The 25821-nt window shown below is 69.7% G+C and carries 29 protein-coding genes; 8 read left to right on the top strand and 21 right to left on the bottom strand.

The genetic code is table 11. The features are described from left to right. Together ACWCPY_RS01600 and glmS are read right to left on the bottom strand one after the other, a co-directional pair. Positions 1 to 369, bottom strand: coding sequence for a holo-ACP synthase (locus ACWCPY_RS01600; RefSeq protein ID WP_403766405.1), 369 nt, complete (start codon positions 367 to 369; stop codon positions 1 to 3). Positions 370 to 429: 60 nt separating this feature from the next. Further along, positions 430 to 2277: a glutamine--fructose-6-phosphate transaminase (isomerizing) gene (gene glmS, locus ACWCPY_RS01595; protein ID WP_451262265.1), complete on the bottom strand. Its 1848-nt coding sequence runs from the start codon at positions 2275 to 2277 to the stop codon at positions 430 to 432. A gap of 207 nt (positions 2278 to 2484) precedes the next feature. On the opposite strand from glmS, the gene ACWCPY_RS01590 reads away from it, so the two are divergent. The 6 genes from ACWCPY_RS01590 (at position 2485) to ACWCPY_RS01565 (ending at position 8709) form a co-directional block, all read left to right on the top strand. Further along, positions 2485 to 4212 carry a hypothetical protein gene (locus tag ACWCPY_RS01590; protein ID WP_451262264.1) on the top strand — a complete coding sequence of 576 codons (1728 nt, stop codon included), beginning with the start codon at positions 2485 to 2487 and terminating at the stop codon, positions 4210 to 4212. A 92-nt stretch (positions 4213 to 4304) separates the two neighbouring features. Next, the gene (locus tag ACWCPY_RS01585) at positions 4305 to 4910 is read left to right on the top strand and encodes an RNA polymerase sigma factor (RefSeq protein ID WP_451262263.1); all 606 of its coding nucleotides are present in this window, start codon (positions 4305 to 4307) and stop codon (positions 4908 to 4910) included. Then, positions 4898 to 5881 (top strand): CU044_5270 family protein, encoded by a 984-nt coding sequence (locus tag ACWCPY_RS01580; RefSeq protein WP_451262261.1) that lies wholly within the window; start codon positions 4898 to 4900, stop codon positions 5879 to 5881. The genes ACWCPY_RS01585 and ACWCPY_RS01580 overlap by 13 nt, the downstream gene beginning before the upstream one ends. A gap of 254 nt (positions 5882 to 6135) precedes the next feature. After that, complete coding sequence (locus ACWCPY_RS01575; protein ID WP_451262260.1) at positions 6136 to 6633, top strand: hypothetical protein; 498 nt, start codon at positions 6136 to 6138, stop codon at positions 6631 to 6633. Positions 6634 to 6719: 86 nt separating this feature from the next. Further along, positions 6720 to 7715: a type I pantothenate kinase gene (gene coaA / locus ACWCPY_RS01570; protein WP_362440732.1), complete on the top strand. Its 996-nt coding sequence runs from the start codon at positions 6720 to 6722 to the stop codon at positions 7713 to 7715. A gap of 37 nt (positions 7716 to 7752) precedes the next feature. Then, entirely contained in the window at positions 7753 to 8709 is a 957-nt protein-coding gene (locus ACWCPY_RS01565; protein ID WP_451262259.1) for a DUF389 domain-containing protein, read from the top strand. Between the two features lie 10 nt (positions 8710 to 8719). Here ACWCPY_RS01565 and glmM read toward each other — a convergent pair whose 3' ends face one another. The 4 genes from glmM to ACWCPY_RS01545 form a co-directional block, all read right to left on the bottom strand. Next, complete coding sequence (gene glmM, locus ACWCPY_RS01560) at positions 8720 to 10078, bottom strand: phosphoglucosamine mutase (protein WP_451262258.1); 1359 nt, start codon at positions 10076 to 10078, stop codon at positions 8720 to 8722. A 172-nt stretch (positions 10079 to 10250) separates the two neighbouring features. Then, entirely contained in the window at positions 10251 to 10778 is a 528-nt protein-coding gene (gene rpsI, locus ACWCPY_RS01555; protein ID WP_072486701.1) for a 30S ribosomal protein S9, read from the bottom strand. A gap of 44 nt (positions 10779 to 10822) precedes the next feature. Then, positions 10823 to 11266: a 50S ribosomal protein L13 gene (gene rplM / locus ACWCPY_RS01550; protein WP_072486702.1), complete on the bottom strand. Its 444-nt coding sequence runs from the start codon at positions 11264 to 11266 to the stop codon at positions 10823 to 10825. A gap of 249 nt (positions 11267 to 11515) precedes the next feature. After that, positions 11516 to 13135, bottom strand: coding sequence for an ABC-F family ATP-binding cassette domain-containing protein (locus ACWCPY_RS01545; protein ID WP_451262257.1), 1620 nt, complete (start codon positions 13133 to 13135; stop codon positions 11516 to 11518). A 66-nt stretch (positions 13136 to 13201) separates the two neighbouring features. On the opposite strand from ACWCPY_RS01545, the gene ACWCPY_RS01540 reads away from it, so the two are divergent. Together ACWCPY_RS01540 and ACWCPY_RS01535 are read left to right on the top strand one after the other, a co-directional pair. Then, positions 13202 to 14047, top strand: coding sequence for a hypothetical protein (locus ACWCPY_RS01540; RefSeq protein WP_451262256.1), 846 nt, complete (start codon positions 13202 to 13204; stop codon positions 14045 to 14047). 16 nt (positions 14048 to 14063) lie between these two features. Beyond that, the gene (locus ACWCPY_RS01535; RefSeq protein ID WP_451262255.1) at positions 14064 to 15944 is read left to right on the top strand and encodes a hypothetical protein; all 1881 of its coding nucleotides are present in this window, start codon (positions 14064 to 14066) and stop codon (positions 15942 to 15944) included. Between the two features lie 5 nt (positions 15945 to 15949). On the opposite strand, the gene truA is transcribed toward ACWCPY_RS01535, so the two are convergent. From truA to rplF, 15 genes are all read right to left on the bottom strand, one after another. After that, the gene (gene truA / locus ACWCPY_RS01530) at positions 15950 to 16804 is read right to left on the bottom strand and encodes a tRNA pseudouridine(38-40) synthase TruA (protein ID WP_362440716.1); all 855 of its coding nucleotides are present in this window, start codon (positions 16802 to 16804) and stop codon (positions 15950 to 15952) included. Between the two features lie 97 nt (positions 16805 to 16901). After that, positions 16902 to 17402, bottom strand: coding sequence for a 50S ribosomal protein L17 (rplQ, locus tag ACWCPY_RS01525; RefSeq protein WP_072486706.1), 501 nt, complete (start codon positions 17400 to 17402; stop codon positions 16902 to 16904). Positions 17403 to 17583: 181 nt separating this feature from the next. Continuing rightward, entirely contained in the window at positions 17584 to 18606 is a 1023-nt protein-coding gene (locus ACWCPY_RS01520; protein ID WP_003966937.1) for a DNA-directed RNA polymerase subunit alpha, read from the bottom strand. A gap of 134 nt (positions 18607 to 18740) precedes the next feature. Beyond that, on the bottom strand, positions 18741 to 19145 hold the full coding sequence (gene rpsK / locus ACWCPY_RS01515; RefSeq protein WP_003956432.1) for a 30S ribosomal protein S11: 405 nt from the start codon (positions 19143 to 19145) through the stop codon (positions 18741 to 18743). 105 nt (positions 19146 to 19250) lie between these two features. Next, positions 19251 to 19631, bottom strand: coding sequence for a 30S ribosomal protein S13 (gene rpsM, locus ACWCPY_RS01510; protein WP_018519286.1), 381 nt, complete (start codon positions 19629 to 19631; stop codon positions 19251 to 19253). A gap of 194 nt (positions 19632 to 19825) precedes the next feature. Beyond that, on the bottom strand, positions 19826 to 19939 hold the full coding sequence (rpmJ, locus tag ACWCPY_RS01505) for a 50S ribosomal protein L36 (RefSeq protein ID WP_003956441.1): 114 nt from the start codon (positions 19937 to 19939) through the stop codon (positions 19826 to 19828). Between the two features lie 60 nt (positions 19940 to 19999). Next, entirely contained in the window at positions 20000 to 20221 is a 222-nt protein-coding gene (gene infA / locus ACWCPY_RS01500) for a translation initiation factor IF-1 (protein WP_003956442.1), read from the bottom strand. Between the two features lie 204 nt (positions 20222 to 20425). Then, positions 20426 to 21268: a type I methionyl aminopeptidase gene (gene map, locus ACWCPY_RS01495; RefSeq protein ID WP_451262254.1), complete on the bottom strand. Its 843-nt coding sequence runs from the start codon at positions 21266 to 21268 to the stop codon at positions 20426 to 20428. Between the two features lie 137 nt (positions 21269 to 21405). After that, entirely contained in the window at positions 21406 to 22062 is a 657-nt protein-coding gene (locus ACWCPY_RS01490; protein ID WP_329818621.1) for an adenylate kinase, read from the bottom strand. Beyond that, a complete protein-coding gene (secY, locus tag ACWCPY_RS01485) occupies positions 22062 to 23381 on the bottom strand; it encodes a preprotein translocase subunit SecY (protein WP_329818620.1) in 1320 nt (439 codons plus the stop codon). Before secY ends, ACWCPY_RS01490 begins: the two co-directional genes overlap by 1 nt. Before the next feature lie 214 nt (positions 23382 to 23595). Next, positions 23596 to 24051 (bottom strand): 50S ribosomal protein L15, encoded by a 456-nt coding sequence (rplO, locus tag ACWCPY_RS01480; protein WP_329818619.1) that lies wholly within the window; start codon positions 24049 to 24051, stop codon positions 23596 to 23598. A gap of 1 nt (position 24052) precedes the next feature. Beyond that, positions 24053 to 24235 carry a 50S ribosomal protein L30 gene (gene rpmD, locus ACWCPY_RS01475; RefSeq protein ID WP_018550611.1) on the bottom strand — a complete coding sequence of 61 codons (183 nt, stop codon included), beginning with the start codon at positions 24233 to 24235 and terminating at the stop codon, positions 24053 to 24055. Beyond that, positions 24235 to 24840 (bottom strand): 30S ribosomal protein S5, encoded by a 606-nt coding sequence (gene rpsE / locus ACWCPY_RS01470; protein WP_072485533.1) that lies wholly within the window; start codon positions 24838 to 24840, stop codon positions 24235 to 24237. The genes rpmD and rpsE overlap by 1 nt, the downstream gene beginning before the upstream one ends. A gap of 46 nt (positions 24841 to 24886) precedes the next feature. Continuing rightward, positions 24887 to 25270, bottom strand: a complete 384-nt coding sequence (gene rplR, locus ACWCPY_RS01465; protein WP_072485534.1) for a 50S ribosomal protein L18 — start codon at positions 25268 to 25270, stop codon at positions 24887 to 24889. Between the two features lie 2 nt (positions 25271 to 25272). Continuing rightward, the gene (gene rplF, locus ACWCPY_RS01460) at positions 25273 to 25812 is read right to left on the bottom strand and encodes a 50S ribosomal protein L6 (RefSeq protein ID WP_329818618.1); all 540 of its coding nucleotides are present in this window, start codon (positions 25810 to 25812) and stop codon (positions 25273 to 25275) included. Between the last annotated feature and the right edge of the window lie 9 nt (positions 25813 to 25821).

Below are 25821 nucleotides of genomic sequence, written 5' to 3'. Positions count from 1 at the left end.
TCAACCCTCCGCGATCACGACGGCCGACGCCACCCCCGCGTCATGGCTGAGCGAGACGTGCCAGTGCCGTACGCCCAGCTCGGCGGCGCGTGCGGCGACGGTGCCGCGGACCCGCAGCCGGGGCTGCCCGCTGTCCTCGACGTACACCTCGGCGTCCGTCCAGAGCAGCCCGGCGGGCGCGCCGAGCGCCTTCGCGAGGGCCTCCTTCGCCGCGAACCGGGCGGCGAGCGAGGCGATGCCGCGCCGCTCGCCGCTGGGCAGCAGCAACTCCCTTTCCAGGAAGAGCCGTTCGGCCATCTGCGGCGTACGTTCCAGCGCCGCGTCGAACCGTTCGATCTCTGCCACGTCGATCCCGACCCCGATGATCACGCGTGTTCCCTCATCCCTCGCCGGCTTGCTTGCTTGCAAGCAAGCTAGCCGGACCACGGATCACTCCACGGTCACGGACTTCGCCAGATTGCGCGGCTGGTCCACGTCGTTGCCGCGTGCCGTCGCCAGTTCGCAGGCGAAGACCTGCAACGGCACGGTCGACACCAGCGGCTGGAGCAGCGTGGGCGTCATGGGAATCCGGATCAGGTGGTCGGCGTACGGGACGACCGCCTCGTCGCCCTCCTCGGCGATGACGACGGTGCGGGCGCCGCGGGCCCTGATCTCCTGGATGTTCGACACGACCTTGTCGTGCAGCAGCGACCGGCCGCGCGGCGACGGCACCACCACGACGACCGGGAGGCCGTCCTCGATGAGTGCGATCGGGCCGTGCTTGAGCTCACCGGCGGCGAAGCCCTCGGCGTGCATGTACGCGAGCTCCTTGAGCTTCAACGCGCCTTCCAGGGCGACCGGATAGCCGACGTGGCGGCCCAGGAAGAGCACGGTGTCGTGACCGGCGAGGGAGCGGGCGAGTTCGCGCACCGGCTCCATGGTCCCCAGGACCTTCTCGACGGCGCCGGAGATCTCGGAGAGCTGGCGGATGACGGTGCGGATCTCGTCGCCCCACTTCGTCCCCCGGATCTGTCCGAGGTACAGGGCGACGAGGTAGCAGGCGACCAGCTGGGTGAGGAAGGCCTTGGTGGAGGCGACGGCGACCTCGGGTCCGGCGTGCGTGTAGAGCACGGCGTCGGACTCCCGGGGGATGGTGGAGCCGTTCGTGTTGCAGATGGCGAGGACCTTGGCGCCCTGTTCCCGGGCGTGCCGCAGGGCCATCAGGGTGTCCATCGTCTCGCCGGACTGCGAGATCGCGACGACCAGGGTGCGCTGGTCGAGGATCGGGTCGCGGTAGCGGAACTCGCTGGCCAGCTCGGTCTCGCAGGGGATGCGGGTCCAGTGCTCGATGGCGTACTTGGCGATCATCCCGGAGTGGTAGGCGGTGCCGCAGGCCACGATGACGACCTTGTCGACCTCGCGCAGCTCGTGCGGCGGGATGCGCACCTCGTCGAGGCGGAGCGAGCCCGAGCCGTCGATCCGGCCGAGGAGCGTGTCGGCGACGGCCCTGGGCTGTTCGGCGATCTCCTTGAGCATGAAGTAGTCGTGGCCGCCCTTCTCGGCGGCGGAGACGTCCCAGTCCACGTGGTACTCGCGGACCTCGGCGGGCCGCCCGTCGAAGTCGGTGACGGTGACCCCCTCGCGGCGCAGCTCGACCACCTGGTCCTGGCCCAGCTCGATCGCGGAGCGGGTGTGCGCGATGAACGCGGCGACGTCGGAGGCCAGGAAGGCTTCACCCTCCCCCACCCCCACCACGAGCGGCGAGTTGCGCCGGGCCCCGACCACCGTGCCGGGCGCGTCCGCGTGCACGGCGACGAGGGTGAAGGCGCCCTCCAGCCGGCGGCAGACCTGTCGCATCGCCTCCGCCGGGTCGGCGCAGGAGGAGAACGCCTCGGCCAGCAGATGGGCGACGACCTCGGTGTCGGTCTCGGAGGCCAGCTCGTGGCCGCGTTCGGCGAGTTCGGCGCGCAGGGCGGCGAAGTTCTCGATGATCCCGTTGTGCACGACGGCGACGCGGCCCGCGTTGTCGAGGTGCGGGTGGGCGTTGGTGTCGGTGGGGGCGCCGTGGGTGGCCCAGCGGGTGTGTCCGATCCCGGTGGTCCCGGCCGGGAGCGGCGCCTCGGCCAGCGCCTTCTCCAGATTGACGAGCTTGCCGGCCTTCTTGGCGGCGGCCAGGCCGCCGTCCGCGAGCACGGCGAGGCCCGCCGAGTCGTAGCCCCGGTACTCGAGGCGTTTGAGACCCGCTACGACGACGTCCTGCGCCGACTGCCCTCCGACGTAACCCACGATTCCGCACATACCGTTCCTTTCCTGTCCATCTGCCCCTCTTCTTCGCATCGTCGCAGAAGGTGAACGGGGCGGCAGGGAGAACGGCGTGGCGCCGGCGGCCGGGCCCCGGACCCAGCCGCCCGGCTGGGTCCGCAGGCCCTGTCCTCGGCCCGTGCCCGTTCCTACGCTCGACAGCTCGCGGGAGAAGCACGGGGGCTGACCGAAGGGCGGGGCGGCATGACGGGAAGCGGCGGCCGGACGCGGTGGCGGACAAGGCGGCACGGGAGGGGCGGGAGGTGCGAGGGCCAGACCGCGATCGAGTACACGGGCGTCGGCGCCGTCGCCCTCGCCCTGATCCTGGCGATGCTGATGGCGGGCCGCGCGTCCGGGGTGGGCGCGGCCATCGGCGGACGGCTCTGCGAGGCGGTCGCCACGATCGGCGCGGGTGACGCGGGTGACGCGGGTGACTGCGCCGAGTCCGGTACGGATGACGGCGCGTCGGGCGGCGAGGGCGGCGACGGCTCTCCTGACAACGATGTCGTCGATACGGACGAGCCGACCCTGACGGCGAGCGGCATGTCCGGCGACGACGCCGGGGACGACGAGGAGGACCCCTTCGAGCCGGACAAGTGCCTGCTGTCCTCGGACGACCGGAAGACGACCACCCGGATCCAGATCCTGTTCTTCAAGATCTCCAGCTCGGAGCAGGTGACGATCGAGCAGTGGTCGGACGGTTCGGTCACCCTCTCCCGGAACGTGGACGTCGGCGCCGGCGTCGAGGGCGGCGTCAGCGCCGGCATCGGCAAGCTCGGGAACTGGACCGGCGAGGCCCGGCTCAGCGCCGGCTACAACTGGAGTTCCGGCAGCGGCGGCCAGTGGATCTTCGACGGCCACGAGGAGGGCGCCTCGGCCCAGGAGGACCTGGAGCACAACGTCGAGAACGCCAAGAAGTACGCCAAGCTCCTCGCCAAGAACGACGAGTGCGCCTCCGACCCCGACCCCGAGGGACAGATCGCCTGCTCGGCCGCGGCGAGCTGGTTCGTACCGGACCAGGACCCGGAGAAGGCCCCGGACGTGGACATCAGCAGGACCACGACGGAGGCCTCGGGCGAGGTGGGCTTCGGCCTCTCCACCCACAAGGGCTCCGACGAGGACGACAGCGTTGCCGACGTGGGCGCCTCCGGGTCGATGAGCGACGACGTGACCGTGCTCCGCTCCCGATCGGGCGAGGACGCCGGAAAGATCACCTTCGTCTACACCTTCACGATGAGCGGAAAGCTGGGGGCGGACGCGGCGGGCGAGGCGGGCGCGTCCGGCGAGGGCACCCACATGCAGCAGGTCGCCGTCACCTACGACGCCGAGACGTACGACAAGGAGGAGGACGACGGCAAGCCGCACCACCCGGAGAACCTGGAGATCACCACCAGCCGGGCGGGCGGCGTCGCCGCCGAGGGCGACGGCGGCACGGAGGTCGAGGTGTCGGGCGGGAGCGGACTGACCATCAGCGTGGAGGGCGGCGCGGGCAGTTCGACGTCCACCCTGCACACCGAGTCGGCCTCGGTGGACCTGGACACGGACGAGAAGAGCACCGCCGTCGAGGACTGGCTGCGCGGTCGCGGCGAGCAGCCCGCGAAGGGCACGCTCCCCGCACCGCGCGACGCCACGGATCCGCTCGCCGGGGACGCGAGCCCGGTGCGGCAGCTGCTCCACGACAACGCCGAGGTCACCAGCCTCGACTACGACGTCAACAAGGACTGGTGGGACGCCTCGCTCGCGATCGGCATCGGTGTCGCCGCAGGCTCGGTGAACCTCGGTTTCAAGCTGTTCGGCCTGTCGGTGGAGCATGAGGAGACCGAGCAGACGCTCACCGGGAATCCGGCGTACGCCGGAGAGCCGGAGGAGGACGGCACCCGCCCCTGGAAGCCGTTCACCAGGTGCACGGACGTGAAGCCGGTGGACAGCTGACGGGGCGAGCCGCCCGCGTACCCTGTGAACCTTTCCGGCCCCGGTGGGGAACAAGGGGTGACACGCTCTCCCACCGAGCCCCAGGAGCCGATGTGACCGGACCACCGGCCAGTGCCAGCCCGCACGACGACGCCGAGGTCATCGCGCAGTCGCTGGAGGAGCCCGAGATGTTCGCCGGTCTCTACGACCGTCACGCACCGGACATCCACCGCTATGCCGCCCGCCGCCTCGGGGAGGGCGCGGCGGACGACATCACGGCGGAGACCTTCCTCATCGCCTTCCGCTCCCGGCGCCGCTACGACGGCTCCCGGCGCAGCGCCCGCCCCTGGCTGTACGGCATCGCCGCGAACCTCATCGGCAAGCACCGGCGCAGCGAGGAGCGCGGGCTGCGGGCCCTGGCCCGTACCGGTCAGGACCCGGTGGCCGCCTCCTGGAGCGACCGCTGCGACGACCGGATCACCGCCCGGGCGCCCCTGGCGGCGGCGCTCGCCGCGCTCTCGCCGGGCGACCGCCACGTACTGCTGCTCGTCGCCTGGGCCGACCTCGGGTACCAGGAGGTCTCCGAGGCGCTGGGCATCCCGCTCGGCACCGTACGGTCCCGGCTCCATCGCGCCCGCCGCAAGGTCCGCGACGCCCTCTGCACGGACCCCTCGTTCACGCCCGACGCCATGGAGCTGAGCCCGTCATGGACGAAATGACCCAGCTGCGCGAGCTGCGCGCGGACGCACCCGTTCCCGACCGCGGGGCGCTCGCCCCGGGCCGGCAGCGGCTCACCGAGACCGCGGCATCGGGCGGCCGCGCCCGCCGCCTGCGGGCGGACTGGCGGTTCGCCGCGATCGGCGCGGCCGCGGCGATCACCGTGGCGGCGGTGCTCGGCACCCGGCTCGGGGACGCGGCCGCGCCCGCACGCCCCGGGCCCGCCTCGACCGCCGGGACGCTGCGGCTGGACAGCCCGGCCGAGGTGCTGAACCTGGCCGCCGACGCGCTGGAGAAGCGGCCGGCCGGGCCGGAGCCGCGCGACGACCAGTGGATCTACACCAGAACCGCGCGGGTGGCCTCGCAGGGCGACGGGAACGGCTCCTCCCTCGGCCCCGTCACGTACGAGCCCGGCTGGGTGCCGTACGACAACTCCGCCGCGGCCGGGAACGGCAAGGACGACGACTACCGCACGGCACGTGAGGCCTACCGGGCCGCGAGCGCGCTGCCCGACGACCCGGCGCTGCTGCTGGCGGAGATCCGCTCGTTCTATCCGAGCGGCCACACGGCCGAGAGCCCGCCCGAGGGCAAGGCACAGCACAGCTTCCGCGCGATCGGGCGGATGGCCGAGGCCTACCCGGTCCCCCCGGCCGCCCTCGCCCGGATCTACCGCGCCATGGCCACCGTCCCCGGCGTGCACGTCACCGATCACCTGGTGAAGGACGCGGCCGGGCGCGAGGCCATCGCCATCACCCGGAAGGAGGACAGCGGCCACGAACAGCGGGAGATCCTGCTCGACCCGCACGACTTCGGCTATGCCGGTCAGCGCTTCGTGGTCGCCGAGGACTACACGTACAAGCTCTCCAACGGCAAGGCGCAGGGCCCGACGTTCGCTTTCAGGGCGGGACAGATCCTGACCAGCGACGCCCGGGTCGAGGCCGCCGTCGTCGACGCCAAGGGCGAGAAGCCCTGATCCCGCGGAGGCCGTGAGCCGGGTCCGGTGTCCGCCGCGGGGAAGCGGACACCGGGCCCCGCCGTCGGCGGCGGGTGGCCCCGGGTGCATCATGGCGTCGCCGCCGGCCGGCACCGATTCCGGCCGGACGGACAGGAATTCGGGGGGTGGGGCGCATGCCGGGCGCCGAAGGACCGGTCGCACCGTCGCAGCGCCCGCCCTGGGACCTCCGGCCCTCCCGGCCGCTCCCGGGCCCGCCGCCGCCCCGGCGCGGGATGTCGAACAGGACCGCCGTCGCACTGGGGCTGGGCATCGGGGCGGTCCTCGTGGTGCTCGTCCCCGTGGGCCTGTTCGTCCTGGTACTCCTGCTGCGCTTCGTGAACATCCCCCCGGAACCGGACGGCCCGCCACTCGTGCTGACGCACAGTCAGCTGCTGGGCACCTGGCAGGACGAACAGGGCGGCCGGCTCGTCCTCGCCGAGGACGGCACCTTCGGCGCCACGCACGTCTGCGGCGACTACACGGACTCCCGCACCGGCGACAGCTCCGGATTCGGCTTCCCCTCCACCATGACCGGGACCGGCACCTGGGAGTCCGGCGTGTACACGACCCGGGACCGTGCGACGGAGCTGTCCACCGCGTTCGCCCCCGGCCATGTCAGCGGCCAGCTCACCGCCAGGGGGAAAGCCGATTCCCCTCTCCTGTGGACCTTCATCGGTGACCCCGACAGCGGAGAGCTCTGTGTGCTGAAGAAGGCGGGCGCACGGCCATGAGCGACGGCGGCGCCATCCCCGTCCCCTCTCCCCCACGTGACCGAGCCCACCCTCCACCGCGTCGGAACTCCCGCGACAATGAACCCGTGATCACTTCGCCGCCACGGAGCACCCACCGACGCGCCGAGCATGCGGCGACGCCGTACGTCGACCTGTCCCGCGCCGAGTGGAGCGCCCTGCGCGACAAGACGCCGCTCCCGCTGACCGCCGACGAGGTGGAGCAGCTGCGCGGACTCGGCGACGTCATCGACCTCGACGAGGTCCGGGACGTCTATCTGCCGCTCTCCCGGCTCCTGAACCTCTACGTCCAGGCCACCTCGGGTCTGCGCGGCGCCCTGAACACCTTCCTCGGGGACGCCGGCGGCGGCCACGGCGCGCAGCGCGGCACCCCGTTCGTCATAGGCGTCGCGGGCAGTGTCGCGGTCGGCAAGTCCACCACCGCGCGCATCCTCCAGGCGCTGCTGGCCCGCTGGCCCGAGCATCCGCGCGTGGAGCTGGTGACCACGGACGGGTTCCTGCTGCCGATGAAGGAGCTCCGGGCCCGCGGCCTGATGTCGCGCAAGGGGTTCCCCGAGTCGTACGACCGGCGCGCCCTGACCCGGTTCGTCGCCGACATCAAGGCCGGCAAGGACGAGGTGACGGCGCCCGTCTACTCGCATCTGATCTACGACATCGTGCCCGACGAGCGGCTCACCGTACGCCGCCCGGACATCCTGATCGTCGAGGGGCTGAACGTGCTTCAGCCCGCGATGCCCGGCAAGGACGGCCGGACCAGGGTCGGCCTCGCCGACTACTTCGACTTCAGCGTGTACGTGGACGCGCGCACCGAGGACATCGAGAGCTGGTATCTCGACCGGTTCCGGAAGCTGCGGGAGACGGCGTTCCAGAACCCCTTCTCGTACTTCCGCAAGTACACCCAGGTCTCCGAGGAGGAGGCCATGGAGTACGCGGCGACGATGTGGCGGACCATCAACAAGCCCAATCTGGTGGAGAATGTGGCGCCCACCCGGGGCCGTGCCACCCTGGTGCTGCGCAAGGGCCCGGACCACAAGGTCCAGCGGCTGTCGCTGCGCAAGCTCTGACAACCTCCGAGTCCGCGAGCCTCCTGGGAGTGGCCACGTGCTGCATCTGCGCCTGATCGTCCCCGCCGACCGTACGGACGAGGTGCTGCACCTGCTGGAGCGCACCCTGGGCACGACGCATCTCGTCGTGATGGCCGGGGCCGCCCGCAACCCGGCGGGGGATCTGGTGATGTGCGACGTGGCGCGTGAGGCGGGTGACGAGCTGATCTCCGCGCTGCGCCGCCTCGGTATCGACAAGTCCGGTTCGATCACCGTCGAGAACATGGATCTGACGCTCTCCGCCCACGCCGACAGGGCCGAGGAGGACGCGCCGGGCGAGGGCGCGGACGCGGTGCTGTGGGAGGAGCTGACGGAGGCGACCCACGAGGAGTCGACGTTCAGCGTCACGTACGTGGCGTTCCTCACCGTCGCGGTGATGCTCGCCGCCTGCGGTGTGATGCTCGACAACGCGATCCTGATCGTGGGCGCGATGGCGGTCGGGCCGGAGTTCGGGCCGCTGGCCGGGATCTCGACGGCCCTGGTGCAGCGCGCTCCGCGGCTGGCGCTGCGTTCGCTGTACGCGCTGATCGGCGGCTTCGCCCTGGCGATGGCGCTGACGGTCGGCTTCGCCTGGCTGATGGACGGCCTGGGGCTGTTCACCCGCTCGATGATCGAGGGCGACCGTCCCAACACGGCGTTCATCTGGAAGCCCGACGCGATGTCGTTCGTGGTGGCGTTCCTGGCCGGGATCGCCGGCACGCTCTCGCTGACCTCGGCGAAGTCCGGGGCGCTGATCGGGGTCGCCATCTCGGTGACGACCGTGCCGGCCGCGTCCAACGCTGCGGTGGCGTTCAGCTACAGCGACTACCACCAGATGACGGGCTCCGCGACGCAGCTGCTGGCGAACCTCGGCGGGATCGTGGTCGCGGGGACGCTGACCCTGTTGGTCCAGAAGGCCCTGTGGCGGGCACACCGCCGCCGGACGGGCCTCGTCGCGAACCCGTCCGGCGACTGACCGCCGGGCACTATCCCAGCGCGGACTTCACCACGTCGGCCAGCCGCTCGGCGACCGCCCGTGCCTGCTCGATGTCGGCCGCCTCGACCATGACCCGCACCAGCGGCTCCGTGCCCGACTGGCGCAGCAGCACGCGTCCGGTGGAGCCCAGCTCGGCCTCGGCCTCGGCCACGGCCTCGGCGATCTCGGGGGAGGTCCCGACGCGGGACTTGTCGACGTCGCGGACGTTGATCAGGAGCTGCGGCAGCCGCTGCATGACCCCGGCCAGGTCGGCGAGGGTGCGGCCGGTGGCGGCGACCCGGGCCGCCAGCAGCAGGCCGGTCAGGGTGCCGTCGCCGGTCGTGGCGTGGTCCAGGACGATGACATGGCCGGACTGCTCGCCGCCCAGCGCGTAGCCCTCGGCCTTCATCGACTCCAGTACGTAGCGGTCGCCGACGGCGGTCTGGACGAGCTGGATGCCCTCCCGCTCCATCGCGATCTTGAAGCCGAGGTTGGACATGACGGTGCCGACCACGGTGTCCTTGCGCAGCTGTCCGGCCTCGCGCATGGCGAGGGCGAGGACCGCCAGGATCTGGTCGCCGTCGACCTCCTCGCCCGAGGCGTCCACGGCCAGGCAGCGGTCGGCGTCGCCGTCGTGCGCGATGCCGAAGTCGGCGCCGTGCTCGACGACGGCGGCCTTCAGCGGCTCCAGGTGGGTGGATCCGCAGCCGTCGTTGATGTTCAGGCCGTTCGGGTCGGCACCGATCGTGATCACCTCGGCGCCGGCCCGCGCGAAGGCCTCGGGCGAGACCCGGGAGGCGGCGCCGTGCGCCTCGTCGAGCACGACCTTCAGCCCGTCGAGCCGGTTCGGCAGGACCGCGACGAGGTGGGCCACGTAACGGTCGAAGCCCTCCGCGTACTCGGTGACGCGTCCCACACCGGCGCCGGTGGGGCGCTCCCACGGCTCACCGGTGCGGTGCTGCCGGTAGATCGTCTCGATCCGGTCCTCCAGCTCGTCGGAGAGCTTGTGACCGCCGCGGGCGATGAACTTGACACCGTTGTCCGGCATGGAGTTGTGGCTCGCGGAGAGCATCACGCCGAGGTCGGCACCGAGCGCGCCGGTGAGGTACGCCACCGCCGGGGTGGGCAGCACACCGACACGCAGGACGTCCACGCCGGCGCTGGCGAGGCCGGCCACCACGGCGGCCTCCAGGAACTCTCCGGACGCGCGTGGGTCGCGGCCCACCACGGCTGTCGGCCTGGTTCCGTCGGAGGTGCTCCCCTCGGCGAGAACATGCGCCGCAGCGACCGAGAGACCGAGCGCCAGCTCGGCCGTCAGATCCGCATTGGCGACACCGCGCACACCGTCCGTGCCGAAGAGTCGTCCCACTGGTGTCCTCCGAAGATGCTCCGAAACCGCAAAACCAAAAACAACCAAAGCAACGCAACAAGCATATGAACGCCTTATGCCGTTATACGCCCGAGGGTGCCGATAAACGAACGCCCCGGCAGCACGAGGTGTGCCGCCGGGGCGAACGTGTACAGCAGGATGAGCAGGCGGATTAGCGCTTGCTGTACTGCGGGGCCTTGCGGGCCTTCTTGAGACCGGCCTTCTTGCGCTCGACCGCACGGTCGTCGCGGGAGAGGAAGCCGGCCTTCTTCAGCGTGGGACGGTTGTTGTCCACGTCGGCCTCGTTCAGCGCACGGGCCACGCCGAGACGCAGGGCGCCGGCCTGACCCGAGACGCCGCCACCCGAGATGCGGGCGATGACGTCGTAGCGGTTGTCGAGCTCGAGCACCTTGAAGGGCTCGTTGACTTCCTGCTGGTGCACCTTGTTGGGGAAGTAGTCCTCAAGGGTGCGACCGTTGATCTTCCACTTGCCGGTGCCCGGAACGATCCGGACGCGGGCGATGGCGTTCTTCCGACGGCCAAGGCCGGCGGCAGGCTGCGGGTCGCCGAAGCGGGAGGCCAGCGACTCGCTGGTGTACTCGCCCTCGACGGGAACCTCGGACTCGAAGGTGGTCACCTCGGCGAAGACCTCTTCGCCCTCGGTGCCCTCGACGGGGTTCTCAACAGTGGTCTCGGCCACGATTCTCCTCAGATCTTTCTTTTGGTCTTAGGGGGAGGCCGGAACTACTGCGCGACCTGGGTGATCTCGAACGGGACCGGCTGCTGAGCAGCGTGCGGGTGCTGGTCGCCCGCGTAGACCTTGAGCTTCGAGAGCATCTGACGGCCCAGGCTGTTCTTGGGGATCATGCCCTTGATGGCCTTCTCGACGGCCTTCTCGGGGCTCTTGGCGAGCAGCTCGTCGTAACGGACGGAGCGCAGACCACCCGGGAACCCGGAGTGGCGGTACGCCATCTTCTGGGTCTTCTTGTTGCCGGAGAGGTGAACCTTCTCGGCGTTGATGATGATGACGAAGTCGCCCATGTCCATGTGGGGGGCGTAGATCGCCTTGTGCTTGCCGCGGAGGAGGTTCGCAGCCGTGGTGGCCAGACGACCCAGGACGATGTCCTGCGCGTCAATGATGTGCCACTGGCGCGTCACATCGCCGGGCTTGGGGCTGTACGTACGCACTTCGTAGCCTTCGCTTCTTCAGTGGATGGGGTCCAGACACATGGCACCTCTGAAGCGATCATGCAGCTGAGGCTCACAATGCCGGGGACGCTGCCCGTATGCGAGCCACTGGTGACTGCTCCAGAGAACCTACGTAAGGGCCCTACGCGTGAGAACGACGAAGCCAATACGCATAACAATCGACGAGACTACCCGCCCCGCCCCGGACGGGTCAAAACGCGTGGCCCCCGGCCCGGCCGGGGAACCCCGCTACCGCGCCCGCTCGACCCTGCGCTCGTCCCACACCGGCTCCGCCGACTCGCGCACGACGCCGTCCGAGCCGAACACCAGATAGCGGTCGAAGGACTTCGCGAACCACCGGTCGTGCGTGACGGCCATCACCGTTCCCTCGTACGCCTCCAGGCCGTCCTGCAGCGCCTCCGCCGACTCCAGGTCCAGGTTGTCCGTCGGCTCGTCCAGCAGCAGCGCGGTGGTACCGGCCAGCTCCAGGAGCAGGATCTGGAACCGTGCCTGCTGCCCGCCGGACAGCTTCTCGAAGGGCTGGTCGCCCTGGCGCTCCAGCTCGTAGCGGCGCAGCACGGACATCGCCCCGCCGCGGTCCTTGGCGTGCTCCGTCCACAGGATCTCGACGAGCGTCTTGCCCAGCAGCTCCGGATGGGCGTGGGTCTGCGCGAAGTGCCCCGGCACGACCCGGGCCCCGAGCTTCCACTCCCCCGTGTGCGCGACCGGCTCGCCCGCCAGGAGCCGCAGGAAGTGCGACTTCCCCGAACCGTTCGAGCCGAGCACGGCGACCCGTTCCCCGTAGAAGATCTCCAGGTCGAACGGCTTCATCAGCCCGGTCAGCTCAAGGTTCTTGCAGGTCACCGCTCGTACCCCGGTCCGGCCGCCGCGCAGCCGCATCTTGATGTCCTGCTCGCGCGGCGGCTCCGGCGGCGGGCCCGCGTCCTCGAACTTCTTGAAGCGGGTCTGCATCGCCCGGTAGCGGGACGCCATGTCGGGGCTGATCGCCGCCTGCTGCCGCAGCCGGTGGACCAGCGCCTTCAGCCGGGCGTGCTCCTCCTCCCAGCGCCGCAGCAGCTCCTCGAACCGGGCGAACCGGTCCTTGCGGGCCTGGTGGTACGTGTCGAAGCCGGCGCCGTGCACCCACACGTCGCTGCCCGCCGGGCTCGGCTCCACGCTGACGATCTTCTCGGCGGCCCTGGACAGCAGCTCGCGGTCGTGCGAGACGAACAGGACCGTCTTACGGGTCTCCTTGAGCTTCTCCTCCAGCCACCGCTTGCCGGGCACGTCGAGATAGTTGTCCGGCTCGTCGAGCAGCAGCACCTCGTCGGGACCGCGCAGCAGCGCCTCCAGCACCAGCCGCTTCTGCTCACCGCCGGACAGCGTGCGCACCTCGCGCCACTGCGCCTTCTCGTACGGGACGCCGAGCGCGGCCGTGGTGCACATGTCCCAGACGGTCTCGGCCTCGTACCCCCGGGCCTCCGCCCAGTCGCTCAGGGCCTGCGCGTACTTCATCTGCGCCGCCTCGTCGTCGACGGCGAGGATCAGCTCCTCGGCCCGGTCGACCGCCAGGGCCGCCTCCCGGATGCGCGGCTGGGAGACCGAGACGAGCAGGTCCCGGACCGTGCGTTCGTCCCGCACGGAGCCCACGAACTGCTGCATCACCCCGAGCCCGCCGCTCACCGAGACGGAACCGCCGTGCGGCTGGAGCTCCCCGGCGAGCAGCCTGAGCAGCGTCGTCTTGCCGGCCCCGTTGGCTCCCACGAGGGCGACCACGGCCCCGTCCGCGACCCGGAAGGAAGCGTCGCCGAGCAGCACCCGCCCGTCCGGTAGGTAGTACTCCAGATGGCCCGCTTCGAGATGTCCCATGACAGCATTGTCACGGCCCGCGAAGCCCTGGCCCAACCGGTTTACGTCTCCTCTAGGATTCGCGGCATGAGCTTTGGGCAAGGGGGGCCCTCCTGGGGGCCCGGGGGCACACAGACTCCGGACTGGGCAGCGCTGGCCGACGAGTCCGCCGCGCGCAAGCGGCGCAAGAAGTGGCTGCTGATCGGCGGCGGCGTGCTCGCCACCGCGGCGATCGGCGCGATCGTGGCCACGGCGGTCATCTCGACCAACAAGAACAACACCTCCGGCAAGCACGCGAGCGAACTGCCCGCGGCGAGCGAACTGCCGACCGAGACCGCCGAGCCCGAGCCGTCCTTCTCCTCGGTGGCCCCGCCGCCCCCGCCGAACCCGAAGGACTACATCTCCAGCGCGAAGAAGGACCGGGCACCGATCACCGTCGACGCGTTCTTCCCCGGCAAGAAGCTGACGATGGGCGACCGGGTCTACATCAAGGGCGCGACGCAGCAGACGAAGAGCTGCGCCGCCACCACGAAGGGCGCGCTCGGCTCGATCCTGGTGAACAACGGCTGCGACCAGGTCGTGCGGGCCACGTACAGCAAGGACGGCGTCGCCGTCACCGTCGGCCTCGCGGTCTTCCCCACGGAGGCACAGGCCAAGAAGGCGGCCCAGCAGGCCACCGGCAGCATCGCCACGCTGAGCGGCGCGGGCGTGCCGGCCTTCTGCCCGCCGGGATCGGTCTGCCGCCGTACCGCCAACTCCTACGGCCGGTACGCCTACTTCGCGATCAGCGGGTTCACCAGCGGCAAGAGCGTCACCACGGCCGACAAGAACGTCTACGCCACCGGTGACGACCTGACGAACTTCACGTTCCGTCAGATCCACCGCCGCGGCGAACTCCAGGCCTCGGCCGCGGCCACCGCGCAGACCGGCTGACGGGCACCGGGGTCACGTGCGCCTTCCGTTCCTGCTCGCCCTCCCCCGCGTACTGCGCCACAGCGCGACCGTCGGCGCCGATCTGCCGCCCGACGAGGCGGTGTCCGTCGACGCCCCGGACCCCGCGCTCCGGGCGGCCCTGGCCTCGGCCGCCGACGGGGACCACGGCCCCGCCCGGGAGCTGCTCGCCCAGACCCGCGAGCACCGGCAGTGGGAGCTGAGGGACAGTTACGTCTCGCGGCTCGCGGAGGCCGCCCTGCACAACCCCGGCTGGCTGGACGCCTGGCGGGCCGAGCACCCCGAGGACCCGGACGCGGCCCTGGTCGGGGCGGACCTCAGCGTCCACCGGGCGTGGGAGGTACGCACCGGGGAGGGCGCGCCCGACCAGTACCGGGCCTTCTTCGCGCTGCTGGAGGACGCCGCACCGGTGATCGGCAGGGCGGCCGAACTCAACCCCGCCGACCCGGTGCCCTGGCGCATCGCCCTGACCCACGCGCTGGGCAGCCAGGCCCCCCGCGAGGTCTTCGACGAGTACTGGGCGCGGGCCCTGGCCCTCGACCCGCACCACCACGGATGCCACACCGCCGCCCTCACCTACCTCTGCGCGAAGTGGCACGGCTCGCACACCGAGATGTTCGACTTCGCCGAGCGCGCGGCGGACACGGCCCCGCCCGGTTCGAAGCTGCACGCGCTGCCCCTGTTCGCGGCGCTGGAGTACACGGTGCTCTCCCCCGGCGCACCGCCCGGCCCCGACCCGTACGCGCCGCGCGTCGCGGCCGCGGTCGCCCGCGCCCTGGACCTCTCCGCGGCGTACGCGCCGGACAGCCGGGAGGCGGCCGGCTTCCGCAACTGCCTGGCCCTGATGCTGCTGCGCACGGAGCGCTGGGACGAGGCGCTCGACGCCTTCCGCAGCATCGGCACCCGCGCCACCAAGTACCCCTGGGCGTACTTCGGCGACGACCCGCGCCAGGAGTTCCTCGAAACCCGCTCCGGCACCCGTGTCCAGCTCGCGTCCCGGACGCCCTTCTTCGGCCGTCCCCCGCAGCCCCGCACCGCACCGGCCCCCGCCGCCGGCCGGGCGCCCGGCGCCCCCTGCGCGGTCGCGATAGCGGCGGCCCGCCCGGCGGACGTGGCGCAGGCGGCGCTGATGTGCGGCGTCTCGCTCCGTACCGCCCCCGCGACCGACACCCACACCTATGTCGAGGCCGTCGCCGACGCCCGCCCCGCCAAGCGCTCGGTCCTGTCCACCGAGGACCCGCTGACCACGGCGGCGGACAACTTCACCACCGGCGAGAAGTGGCCCACGCTGGTCCTGCGCCGCACCCCCGAGCGCTGCGGGCTCACACTGTTCCTCAAGGGCCGGCCGCTGGCCGCCCACGAGTGGGACGCCACCTCCCCGGCACCCGACCACGCCGCGGTCACCGCCACGGCCGAGGCCCTGGCCCGCGCCTTCGCGCTCCCGGACCCCCGCCCGCTGACGCACGTCCTGCGCTCCACCGGCAACCCGCCCCGCCACCAGACGGACCTCCTGGCCGCGCTGTCCCTGCCCCCGCTTCCCCCGGGCTTCGGTGAGCGCCCGGACGTCCTGGACACTCTGCCGGGTGCCCGGGTGCTCACCCGCCGGGGCCTGCTGTCCGGCATGCGCTCCGCGCTGACCACCCGGGACGGCGAACACCCGGCGCCCCCGGGCGCGTTCCGGCCCCGCAGACCGCGCTGGTGGCTGCTGCGCACGCTGGGCCTGTTGCTGTTCACGGCGGCCGCGGTGCACGGCTGGACGGCGCCCGGCGTCACGCCGGTGCACGCGAGTGCGTACACACTCGTGGCCCTGTACCTGGCCACCGCGCTGACACGCGCCTGGCGCGAACGGCGGGCACACGCGGCAGCGGCCCCGGAGTAGACCCGTCAGCAGCAGCCGCCCCCGGGGAGCGTGCGCACATTGCGCGCCTCCACCGCCCGGGCGGCCAGCAACTCGTCGGCCGGGTAGGCGACTTCCTCCAGCGTCAGCCCGTGCGGACGCACCACGTGCACTCCGGGGTCCCGGACCCGGGCCGCGAGCACCTGGGCCGGCCACTCGGCCGGGCGGCGCCCGTCCCCGACGAAGAGCGCCGCCCCGATCAGCGCGCGGACCATGTTGTGGCAGAACGCGTCCGCCTGCACGGTCGCCGTCAGGATCCCGGTCGCCCCGTCCCGTTCCCAGCTCAGCTTCTGCAGCGTACGGATGGTCGTCGCGCCCTCGCGCTTCTTGCAGTACGCGGCGAAGTCGTGCTCCCCGACCATCCGGGCGGCCGCCTCGTTCATGGCCGCCAGGTCCAACGGCCGGTCGTGCCACAGCACATGACCGCGCACCAGCGGATCCACCCCGCCGGGCCGGTCGGCGACGCGGTAGGCGTAACGGCGCCACAGCGCCGAGAACCGCGCGTTGAAACCGTCGGGCGCCGGCGCGATCCGCCAGATCCGCACATCGGGCGCCATCCGCCCGGCCATCCGCCGCAGCAGCTTCTCCCCGTGCTCGGCCCACACCTCGTCCGGCAGATCCACATGCGCGACCTGCCCCCGCGCGTGCACCCCGGCATCGGTCCGCCCCGCCACGGTCAGGTCGTACGTCCGCGAGGACCGCGTCACGGTCCGCAGCGCGTCCTCGATCTCCCCCTGGACGGTCCGCCTGGCGGTCTGCTTCGCCCAGCCCGAGAAGTCCTTGCCGTCGTAGGCCAGGTCCAGCCGCACCCGTACGAAGCCGGGCTCCACGTCGTCACTCACCCAAGGGTCCTTTTCCGCAGCTGCTCACAGGTACATACGGAACGGGCCCGCACCGCCCCGAAGGGTGATGCGGGCCCGTCCAGTGGTCTCAGAACGCTCAGGCGTCCTTGGACTCGGCGTCGTCGGCCGGCTTGGCGTCCTCGACGGCCTCGGCCGGAGCCTCGTCCTTCTTGAGGGCGTCTTCCTTGACCGCACGCTTCGTGGCGGCCTCGGCCTCACCGGTGGCCTGCTGGGCCACGGTCAGCGCCTCGACCAGCTCGATGACCGCCATCGGGGCGTTGTCGCCACGACGGTTGCCGATCTTGGTGATGCGGGTGTAACCACCGGGGCGGTTCTCGTACCGCGGGGCGATCTCGGTGAAGAGCGTGTGCACGACGCCCTTGTCCGTGATCGACTGCAGCACCAGGCGACGGTTGTGGATGTCGCCCTTCTTCGCCTTGGTGATGAAACGCTCGGCGACCGGACGCAGGCGACGGGCCTTGGCCTCGGTCGTGGTGATGCGGCCGTGCTCGAACAGCGACTTCGCGAGGTTGTTGAGAAGCAGCTTCTCGTGCGCGGCGCTGCCGCCCAGACGGGCACCCTTGGCGGGCTTCGGCATGGTGTTTCTCCTTGTGTGCTGCACCGGCCGTATCAGGTACCGGTGTCAGTTCCCGCGCGGCGGCCGCCGCACGGAAGTTCAAGAGCCGACGGGCAGGATCGAGCCCGTCCGGCGATCGAGGACAGAGCCCTCGCCCGGTCAGGGGCACCCGGAAAACCCGGGCACCCCGACCGGAGGCGGATCAGTACTGCTCGGTCTCCACGAAACCGGCGTCCGCGTCGTCGTCGGCGCCGAAGGCGTCGGCGGCGGCGGTCGGGTCGAAGCCGGGAGGCGAGTCCTTCAGCGCGAGGCCCATACCGGCCAGCTTCGCCTTGACCTCGTCGATCGACTTCGCACCGAAGTTGCGGATGTCGAGCAGGTCGGCCTCGGAACGAGCCACGAGCTCACCCACGGAGTGGATGCCCTCGCGCTTGAGGCAGTTGTACGAACGGACCGTGAGCTCCAGCTCCTCGATCGGCAGCGCCAGATCGGCGGCGAGCGCGGCGTCCGTCGGGGACGGGCCCATGTCGATGCCCTCGGCGTCGATGTTGAGCTCGCGCGCCAGACCGAACAGCTCGACCAGGGTCTTGCCGGCCGAAGCCATGGCGTCACGCGGACGCATGGCCTGCTTGGTCTCGACGTCGACGATCAGCTTGTCGAAGTCGGTGCGCTGCTCGACACGGGTCGCCTCGACCTTGTACGTGACCTTGAGCACCGGCGAGTAGATGGAGTCGACCGGGATACGGCCGATCTCCTGGCCCACCTGCTTGTTCTGGACGGCGGAGACGTAGCCGCGACCGCGCTCGACGGTCAGCTCCATCTCCAGCTTGCCCTTGCCGTTGAGCGTGGCCAGGACCAGGTCCGGGTTGTGCACCTCGACACCGGCCGGCGGGGCGATGTCGGCAGCGGTGACCAGGCCGGGACCCTGCTTGCGCAGGTACATCACGACCGGCTCGTCGTGCTCCGAGGAGACGACCAGCTGCTTGATGTTGAGGATGAGGTCGGTGACGTCCTCCTTGACGCCCGGCACGGTGGTGAACTCGTGCAGGACACCGTCGATCCGGATGCTGGTGACAGCGGCACCGGGGATCGAGGAGAGGAGCGTACGGCGGAGAGAGTTGCCGAGGGTGTAGCCGAAGCCCGGCTCCAGCGGCTCGATGACGAACCGGGAGCGGAACTCGTCAACGACCTCTTCGGTCAGCGACGGACGCTGAGCGATAAGCATGTTGCGTTCCTTCAGTCGTGGGCGCCCACTATTTGACGCCCCCAGATACTGACAAGGGTACGGGCGGCACGACCCCGAAGGGGCCGTACCGCCCGGACCCACGGGCTACTGCCTGGAGCAGAGCCCGAAAAAAATCAGACGCGGCGACGCTTGGGCGGGCGGCATCCGTTGTGCGGGGTGGGGGTGACGTCCTGGATCGAACCGACCTCCAGGCCGGTGGCCTGGAGCGAACGGATCGCGGTCTCGCGGCCGGAGCCCGGACCCTTCACGAAGACGTCGACCTTGCGCATGCCGTGCTCCTGCGCGCGGCGGGCGGCCGACTCGGCGGCCATCTGCGCGGCGAAGGGGGTGGACTTGCGCGAGCCCTTGAAGCCGACGTGGCCGGCGGAGGCCCAGGAGATCACGTTGCCCGAGGGGTCCGTGATCGAGACGATGGTGTTGTTGAACGTGCTCTTGATGTGCGCGTGGCCGTGAGCGACGTTCTTCTTTTCCTTGCGACGCACCTTCTTGGCTGCGCCCTGACGACCCTTGGGGGGCATGTCTTGACTCCAGATGGAGAGGGGAGGTGATCGGTCCTACAGCGAAGACCGCTGGTTGCTGCGGATGACCGGTGGCCCGGACGCCCGCAGTGCGTCCGCTGAGGACTACTTCTTGCCCGGCTTCTTCTTGCCGGCGATCGCGCGACGCGGGCCCTTGCGGGTACGAGCGTTCGTGCTGGTGCGCTGGCCGTGGACCGGCAGGCCGCGGCGGTGACGCAGACCCTGGTAGCAGCCGATCTCGACCTTGCGGCGGATGTCGGCCTGGATCTCGCGACGAAGGTCACCCTCGGTGCGGAGGTTGGCGTCCACGTACTCGCGGATCTTGACCAGGTCCTCTTCGGCCAGGTCGCGAACGCGGGTGTTGGGGTTCACACCAGTGGTGGCGAGAATCTCCTTGGACCGGGTGCGCCCGATACCGAAGACGTAGGTGAGGGCAACCTCCACGCGCTTTTCGCGCGGGATGTCAACACCTGAAACGCGTGCCATTCAATGGCTCCAGTTGTTAATTCGGGGGTCTTCCGCAGTGCCGCTCCCGATCGCCGACCCCTCACGAGGAGAGGTGGTACGCCCGGGTCCCCGGCCCCCACCGGAGGTGTCGTCAGCCGAAGCTTGGACGGACTCTGCGTATGTACGTATTACGTGCGTCGCGCGAAGTGCTGCGAGATGCAGGGGGTCGTGCGTCAGCCCTGGCGCTGCTTGTGGCGCAGGTTGTCGCAGATGACCATGACCCGACCGTGACGGCGGATCACCTTGCACTTGTCGCAGATCTTCTTGACGCTCGGCTTGACCTTCATGGGATGTCAGGTTCTCCGGGTCAGTGCCGTCACCACGCGGAAGCGAGGTGGAGGCAAGATCTACTTGTAGCGGTAGACGATCCGGCCACGCGTCAGGTCGTACGGGGAGAGCTCCACGACGACCCGGTCATCCGGAAGGATTCGGATGTAGTGCATCCGCATCTTGCCGCTGATGTGCGCGAGGACCTTGTGACCGTTCTGGAGTTCCACCTTGAACATGGCGTTCGGGAGGGACTCGATCACGGTGCCCTCAATTTCGATGGCACCTTGCTTCTTGGCCACGCTTCGCCTTTCGAATCGGCTACCTTGATCGGCTCTCGACATCGCATGCGGACACACTGATGCACGACAGCCGACGAGTCAGTCTACGTCAGCGGACCCCAAAAGACGAATCCGTCAAGTTTGCCCACCCGGGGAGATCCTTAGACCTCCACAAGCAGGTCAAATCCCCCGGGGGTCGTCAGCCGATGGGGTATCCCCCGGCCCTCAAGACCCTGAGGAAGGATCCGGTGCCGTCTCGATGCCGTACTCCGCCAGCTTCGCCTTGCCGCAGTCGGGGGCGGTCAGGACCAGGGGGCCCTGCTCGGTGAGGGCGATCGAGTGCTCCCAGTGGGAGGACCAGGTGCCGTCGGTGGTGATGACGGTCCAGTCGTCCTGGAGCACCTCGGTCCGCGCGGTACCGAGCGAGACCATCGGCTCGATCGCCAGGCAGACGCCGGGAACGAGCTTGATGCCCTTGCCGCGCTTGCGGGCGACGTAGTTCAGCAGATGCGGGTCCATGTGCATCTCGGTGCCGATGCCGTGGCCGCCGTAGTCCTCGATGATCCCGTACTTGCCGGTGGCGGGGCGGGGCTGGCGGCGGATGTACGACTCGATCGCCTTCGAGATGTCGACCAGGCGGTTGTTCACCTTCATCGCGGCGATACCGGCCCACATGGACTCCTCGGTCACCCGGGAGAGCTCGACCAGCTCCGGAGCGTGACCGGTGCCCACGAAGGCCGTGTAGGCGGCGTCGCCGTGCCAGCCGTCGACGATCGCGCCGGCGTCGATGGAGATGATGTCGCCGTCCTTGAGGACGGTCTTGTCGTCCGGGATGCCGTGGACGACGACCTCGTTGACCGAGGTGCAGATGGTCGCGGGGAAACCGCCGTACCCGAGGAAGTTCGACTTCGCACCGTGATCGGCGATCACCTTGCGGGCCACCCGGTCCAGGTCGAGCGTGGTGGCGCCGGGCACCGCCGCCTCGCGGGTGGCCGCGTGAATGGCAGCGACCACCAGCCCCGCCTCGCGCATCTTCGCGATCTGCTCGGGGGTCTTGATCTGCACCATTGCGTGGCGCCTCTCTGCATCGGACTGCGTCGAACGGTGACGTCTGCGGCGTACTCACACAACGATACGGCGCAAACAGTCGGCCGCGGCGCCCATGGACGCCGCGGCCGAATGCACAGGTACTGCGGGTGTTTCGCTCAGCCCTGGTCGGACTTGAGAGCCTCCATCGCGCGCTCGGTCACATCGTTGACCTTGCCGAGCGCGGAGATGGTGACCACCAGGTTCTGGGCCCGGTAGTAGTCGATGATCGGCTCGGTCTGCGAGTGGTAGACCTCCAGCCGGGTGCGGACCGTGTCCTCGGTGTCGTCGTCGCGCTGGTACAGCTCGCCGCCGCAGACGTCGCAGACGCCCTCGGCCTTCGGCGGGTTGTACGTCACGTGGAAGACGTGCGAGCCGTCGTTCCGGCAGATCCGGCGGCCGGCGATCCGCTTGACCACCTCGTCCTCGGGGACCTCCAGGTCCAGGACCGCGTCGAGCTTGGTGCCCTCGCTCTTGAGCATCTCGTCAAGGGCCTCGGCCTGACCCACATTGCGCGGGAAGCCGTCCAGCAGGAAGCCGTTCTCGGCGTCCGGCTGGGACATGCGGTCCTTGGCCATCCCGATGGTGACCTCGTCCGGGACCAACTTGCCTGCGTCCATGAAGGAGCGGGCCTGCTTGCCAAGGTCGGTGCCCTGGCTGATGTTGGCGCGGAAGAGATCGCCCGTGGAGATCTGCGGAATCGACAGGTTCTTGGCAAGGTACGCAGCCTGCGTTCCCTTGCCGGCACCGGGCGGCCCGACGAGGACGATTCGCATCAGCGGAGGAACCCTTCGTAATTGCGCTGCTGGAGCTGACTCTCGATCTGCTTCACGGTCTCCAGACCCACACCCACGATGATGAGGATGCTCGTCCCGCCGAACGGGAAGTTCTGGTTTGCGCCACCGAAGCCTGCCAACGCCATCGTCGGCACAAGAGCGATCAGACCCAGGTACAGCGAGCCCGGCCAAGTGATCCTGTTGAGCACGTAGCTCAGATACTCGGCAGTAGGTCGACCAGCCCGGATACCCGGGATGAAGCCACCATACTTCTTCATGTTGTCGGCGACTTCCTCGGGGTTGAACGAAATCGCCACATAGAAGAAGGCGAAGAAGACGATCAACAGGAAGTACGCCGTGATGTAGTACGGGTGGTCGCCCTTGACGAAGTTGTCCTTGATCCAGGTCGCCCAGCCCGCGGTGGAGTTGGAGAACTGGACGATCAGGGCGGGAATGTAGAGCAGCGAAGAAGCGAAGATGACGGGAATCACACCCGCCTGATTGACCTTCAGCGGAATGTACGTCGACGTACCGCCGTACGACCTGCGGCCGATCATGCGCTTCGCGTACTGCACCGGAATTCGGCGCTGGGCCTGCTCGACGAAGACGACGAGGCCCACCATCACGAAACCGATCAGGATGACGGTGCCGAACTCGATCCAGCCGTCGGCCAGCTTGCCGCTGGTCTTGATGGCCCACAGGGCGCCGGGGAAGCTGGCGGCGATCGAGATGAACATCAGGATCGACATACCGTTGCCGATGCCGCGGTCGGTGATGAGCTCACCGAGCCACATGACGGCCGCGGTGCCCGCGGTCATCGTGATGACCATCACGATGGTCGTGAAGATCGACTGGTTCGGGACGATCTGGTCGGCGACCGGGCAGCCGCTGAAGAGGGCGCCGCTGGTGGCGGTGGCCACCAGGCCGGTGCCCTGGAGGATGGCGAGCGCGACGGTCAGATAACGCGTGTACTGCGTGATCTTGGCCTGGCCGGACTGCCCCTCCTTCTTGAGCGCCTCGAGTCGGGGGATGACCACGGTCAGCAGCTGAAGAATGATGCTGGCCGTGATGTACGGCATGATGCCGAGCGCGAAGATCGTGATCTGCAGCAGTGCACCACCGCTGAACATGTTCACCAGGCCGAAGAGGCTGTTGTTGCCCTTGCTGGCCTGATCAACACAGGTCTGGACGTTCTCGTAGCTCACTCCCGGTACGGGGATGTGTGCCCCGAGCCGGTAGAGCACGATGATGCCGAGCGTGAAGAGCAGCTTCTTGCGCAGGTCGGGCGTCTTGAACGCCCGGGCGAACGCGGTGAGCACGGTGCCTCCTGCGACCCCCGCGCAGAGCGTAGAGGTGACGGTCTTGAGGATCGACGAATACGTAAACAGTCAAAGTCCCCGGGCAGGCGCCCAGGGGTTACCACACAACGACGCACGCCACCTTACCGGCGACCATGCCCCCCTAGGAACGACCAACCGGGGATGCCCCAAATGAGAGGCATCCCCGGTCGGATGTTCAAGCCATCGAGTTGTCTCAGACGAGCTCGGTGACGGTGCCGCCGGCGGCGGCAATCTTCTCCTTGGCGGAGGCGGAGACGGCGTCAACCGAAACCTGCAGCGCCACGGAGATCTCGCCCTGTCCGAGGACCTTGACGAGGTGGTTGTTGCGCACCGCACCCTTGGCGACCAGGTCGGCCACCGTGACCTCTCCACCCTCGGGGTAGAGCGTCGCGAGCTTGTCCAGGTTCACGACCTGGTACTCGGTGCGGAACGGGTTCTTGAAGCCCTTGAGCTTCGGGAGACGCATGTGGAGGGGCATCTGCCCACCCTCGAAGCGCTCCGGAACCTGGTAACGGGCCTTGGTGCCCTTGGTGCCACGACCGGCGGTCTTACCCTTGGACGCCTCACCACGACCCACACGGGTCTTGGCGGTCTTGGCGCCCGGGGCGGGCCGGAGGTCATGGGCCTTCAGCGGCTTGTTCTCCGCCATGTCAGTCGACCTCCTCGACCGTCACGAGGTGGCGGACGGTGTGCACCATTCCGCGGAACTCGGGGCGGTCCTCCTTGACAACCACGTCGTGCAGGCGCTTGAGCCCGAGCGAACGAAGGGTGTCGCGGTGGTTCTGCTTGCTGCCGATGTACGACTTCGTCTGCGTGATCTTGAGGCGAGCCATTACGCACCCGCTCCCGCACGCGCACGAAGCAGGGCCGCGGGGGCGACGTCCTCGAGCGGCAGACCGCGGCGGGCCGCGATCTCCTCGGGACGCTGCAGGCCCTTGAGGGCCTCCACGGTCGCGTGCACGATGTTGATCGCGTTGTCGGAGCCGAGCGACTTCGACAGGATGTCGTGAACGCCGGCGCACTCCAGAACGGCGCGCACCGGGCCACCGGCGATAACACCGGTACCGGGGGAAGCAGGCTTCAGCAGGACGACGCCCGCAGCCTTCTCGCCCTGGATCGGGTGAGGAATGGTGCCCTGGATGCGCGGGACCTTGAAGAAGTTCTTCTTGGCCTCTTCCACGCCCTTGGCGATGGCCGCGGGAACTTCCTTGGCCTTGCCGTAGCCGACACCGACGGTGCCGTCACCATCGCCCACCACGACCAGCGCGGTGAAGCTGAAGCGACGACCACCCTTCACAACCTTGGCGACGCGGTTGATCGCGACAACGCGCTCAACGTACGCGGTCTTCTCGGCGGCAGCTGCGCCGCCGTCACGGCCCTTCCGGTCCCGCCGCTCGCCGCCACCGGCACCGCTTCCGCGGCGCTGGGGTCCAGCCATTGGATTTACCTCTCTCTGTTACGTCCGCTGTGCGTAGGAACCGGGCTCAGAACTTCAGACCGGCTTCACGGGCGGCGTCAGCCAGAGCGGCAATCCGCCCGGCGTACTGGTTACCACCGCGGTCAAACACGACGGCCTCGACGCCTGCGGCCTTGGCACGCTCAGCGACCAGGGCGCCGACCTGCTTGGCCTGGGTGCTCTTGTCGCCCTCGCCACCACGGATGGAGGCGTCCAGGGTCGACGCCGACGCGAGCGTGTGGCCCGCGATGTCGTCGATGACCTGAGCGACCATGTGGCGGTTGGACCGCGTCACGACCAAGCGCGGACGCTCCGGCGAACCGGAGATGTGCTTGCGGACGCGGATGTGGCGACGCTTGAGGGCGGCACGCTTGTAGGCGTCGCCCTTGGCGATCTTCACGCCGTATGCCATGGCTACTTACCAGCCTTTCCGACCTTGCGGCGGATGACCTCGCCGGCGTACTTGACGCCCTTCGCCTTGTACGGGTCGGGCTTCCGCAGCTTGCGGATGTTGGCCGCCACTTCGCCGACCTTCTGCTTGTCGATTCCCTCGACAGACAGCTTGGTCGGGGACTCGACCTTGAAGGTGATGCCTTCCGGCGCCTCGACGACGATCGGGTGGCTGTAGCCCAGGGCGAACTCCAGGTTGGAGCCCTTCGCCTGGACGCGGTAACCGACACCGCTGATCTCGAGCGCCTTGGTGTATCCCTGGGTCACACCGGTGATCATGTTCGCCACCAGCGTGCGGGACAGGCCGTGAAGGGCCTTGTTCTGACGCTCGTCGTTCGGGCGGGTGACGCTGAGGAAGCCGTCCTCACCCTTGGTGACCTCGATCGGCGACGCGACGGTGTGCGTGAGGGTGCCCTTGGGCCCCTTCACCGCGACCGTGCGGCCATCGATGGTGACGTCCACACCGGCGGGAACCTGGATGGGGAGCTTGCCGATTCGCGACATGAGCTATTC

Source organism: Streptomyces sp. NPDC002403 (genome assembly GCF_053593015.1).
The sequence above is the reverse complement of the archived record's forward strand: the minus strand, read 5'-3'. Positions and strand labels throughout refer to the sequence as shown.

Coding starts and splice junctions, on each gene's coding strand:
- glmS (WP_451262265.1), bottom strand. CDS start 2,277: ATGTGCGGAATCGTGGGTTACGTCGGAGGGCAGTCGGCGCAGGACGTC.
- ACWCPY_RS01590 (WP_451262264.1), top strand. CDS start 2,485: ATGACGGGAAGCGGCGGCCGGACGCGGTGGCGGACAAGGCGGCACGGG.
- ACWCPY_RS01580 (WP_451262261.1), top strand. CDS start 4,898: ATGGACGAAATGACCCAGCTGCGCGAGCTGCGCGCGGACGCACCCGTT.
- ACWCPY_RS01575 (WP_451262260.1), top strand. CDS start 6,136: ATGTCGAACAGGACCGCCGTCGCACTGGGGCTGGGCATCGGGGCGGTC.
- ACWCPY_RS01545 (WP_451262257.1), bottom strand. CDS start 13,135: ATGGGACATCTCGAAGCGGGCCATCTGGAGTACTACCTACCGGACGGG.
- ACWCPY_RS01540 (WP_451262256.1), top strand. CDS start 13,202: ATGAGCTTTGGGCAAGGGGGGCCCTCCTGGGGGCCCGGGGGCACACAG.
- rplQ (WP_072486706.1), bottom strand. CDS start 17,402: ATGCCGAAGCCCGCCAAGGGTGCCCGTCTGGGCGGCAGCGCCGCGCAC.
- ACWCPY_RS01520 (WP_003966937.1), bottom strand. CDS start 18,606: ATGCTTATCGCTCAGCGTCCGTCGCTGACCGAAGAGGTCGTTGACGAG.
- rpsK (WP_003956432.1), bottom strand. CDS start 19,145: ATGCCCCCCAAGGGTCGTCAGGGCGCAGCCAAGAAGGTGCGTCGCAAG.
- rpsM (WP_018519286.1), bottom strand. CDS start 19,631: ATGGCACGCGTTTCAGGTGTTGACATCCCGCGCGAAAAGCGCGTGGAG.
- rpmJ (WP_003956441.1), bottom strand. CDS start 19,939: ATGAAGGTCAAGCCGAGCGTCAAGAAGATCTGCGACAAGTGCAAGGTG.
- map (WP_451262254.1), bottom strand. CDS start 21,268: ATGGTGCAGATCAAGACCCCCGAGCAGATCGCGAAGATGCGCGAGGCG.
- ACWCPY_RS01490 (WP_329818621.1), bottom strand. CDS start 22,062: ATGCGAATCGTCCTCGTCGGGCCGCCCGGTGCCGGCAAGGGAACGCAG.
- rplO (WP_329818619.1), bottom strand. CDS start 24,051: ATGGCGGAGAACAAGCCGCTGAAGGCCCATGACCTCCGGCCCGCCCCG.
- rpmD (WP_018550611.1), bottom strand. CDS start 24,235: ATGGCTCGCCTCAAGATCACGCAGACGAAGTCGTACATCGGCAGCAAG.
- rpsE (WP_072485533.1), bottom strand. CDS start 24,840: ATGGCTGGACCCCAGCGCCGCGGAAGCGGTGCCGGTGGCGGCGAGCGG.
- rplR (WP_072485534.1), bottom strand. CDS start 25,270: ATGGCATACGGCGTGAAGATCGCCAAGGGCGACGCCTACAAGCGTGCC.
- rplF (WP_329818618.1), bottom strand. CDS start 25,812: ATGTCGCGAATCGGCAAGCTCCCCATCCAGGTTCCCGCCGGTGTGGAC.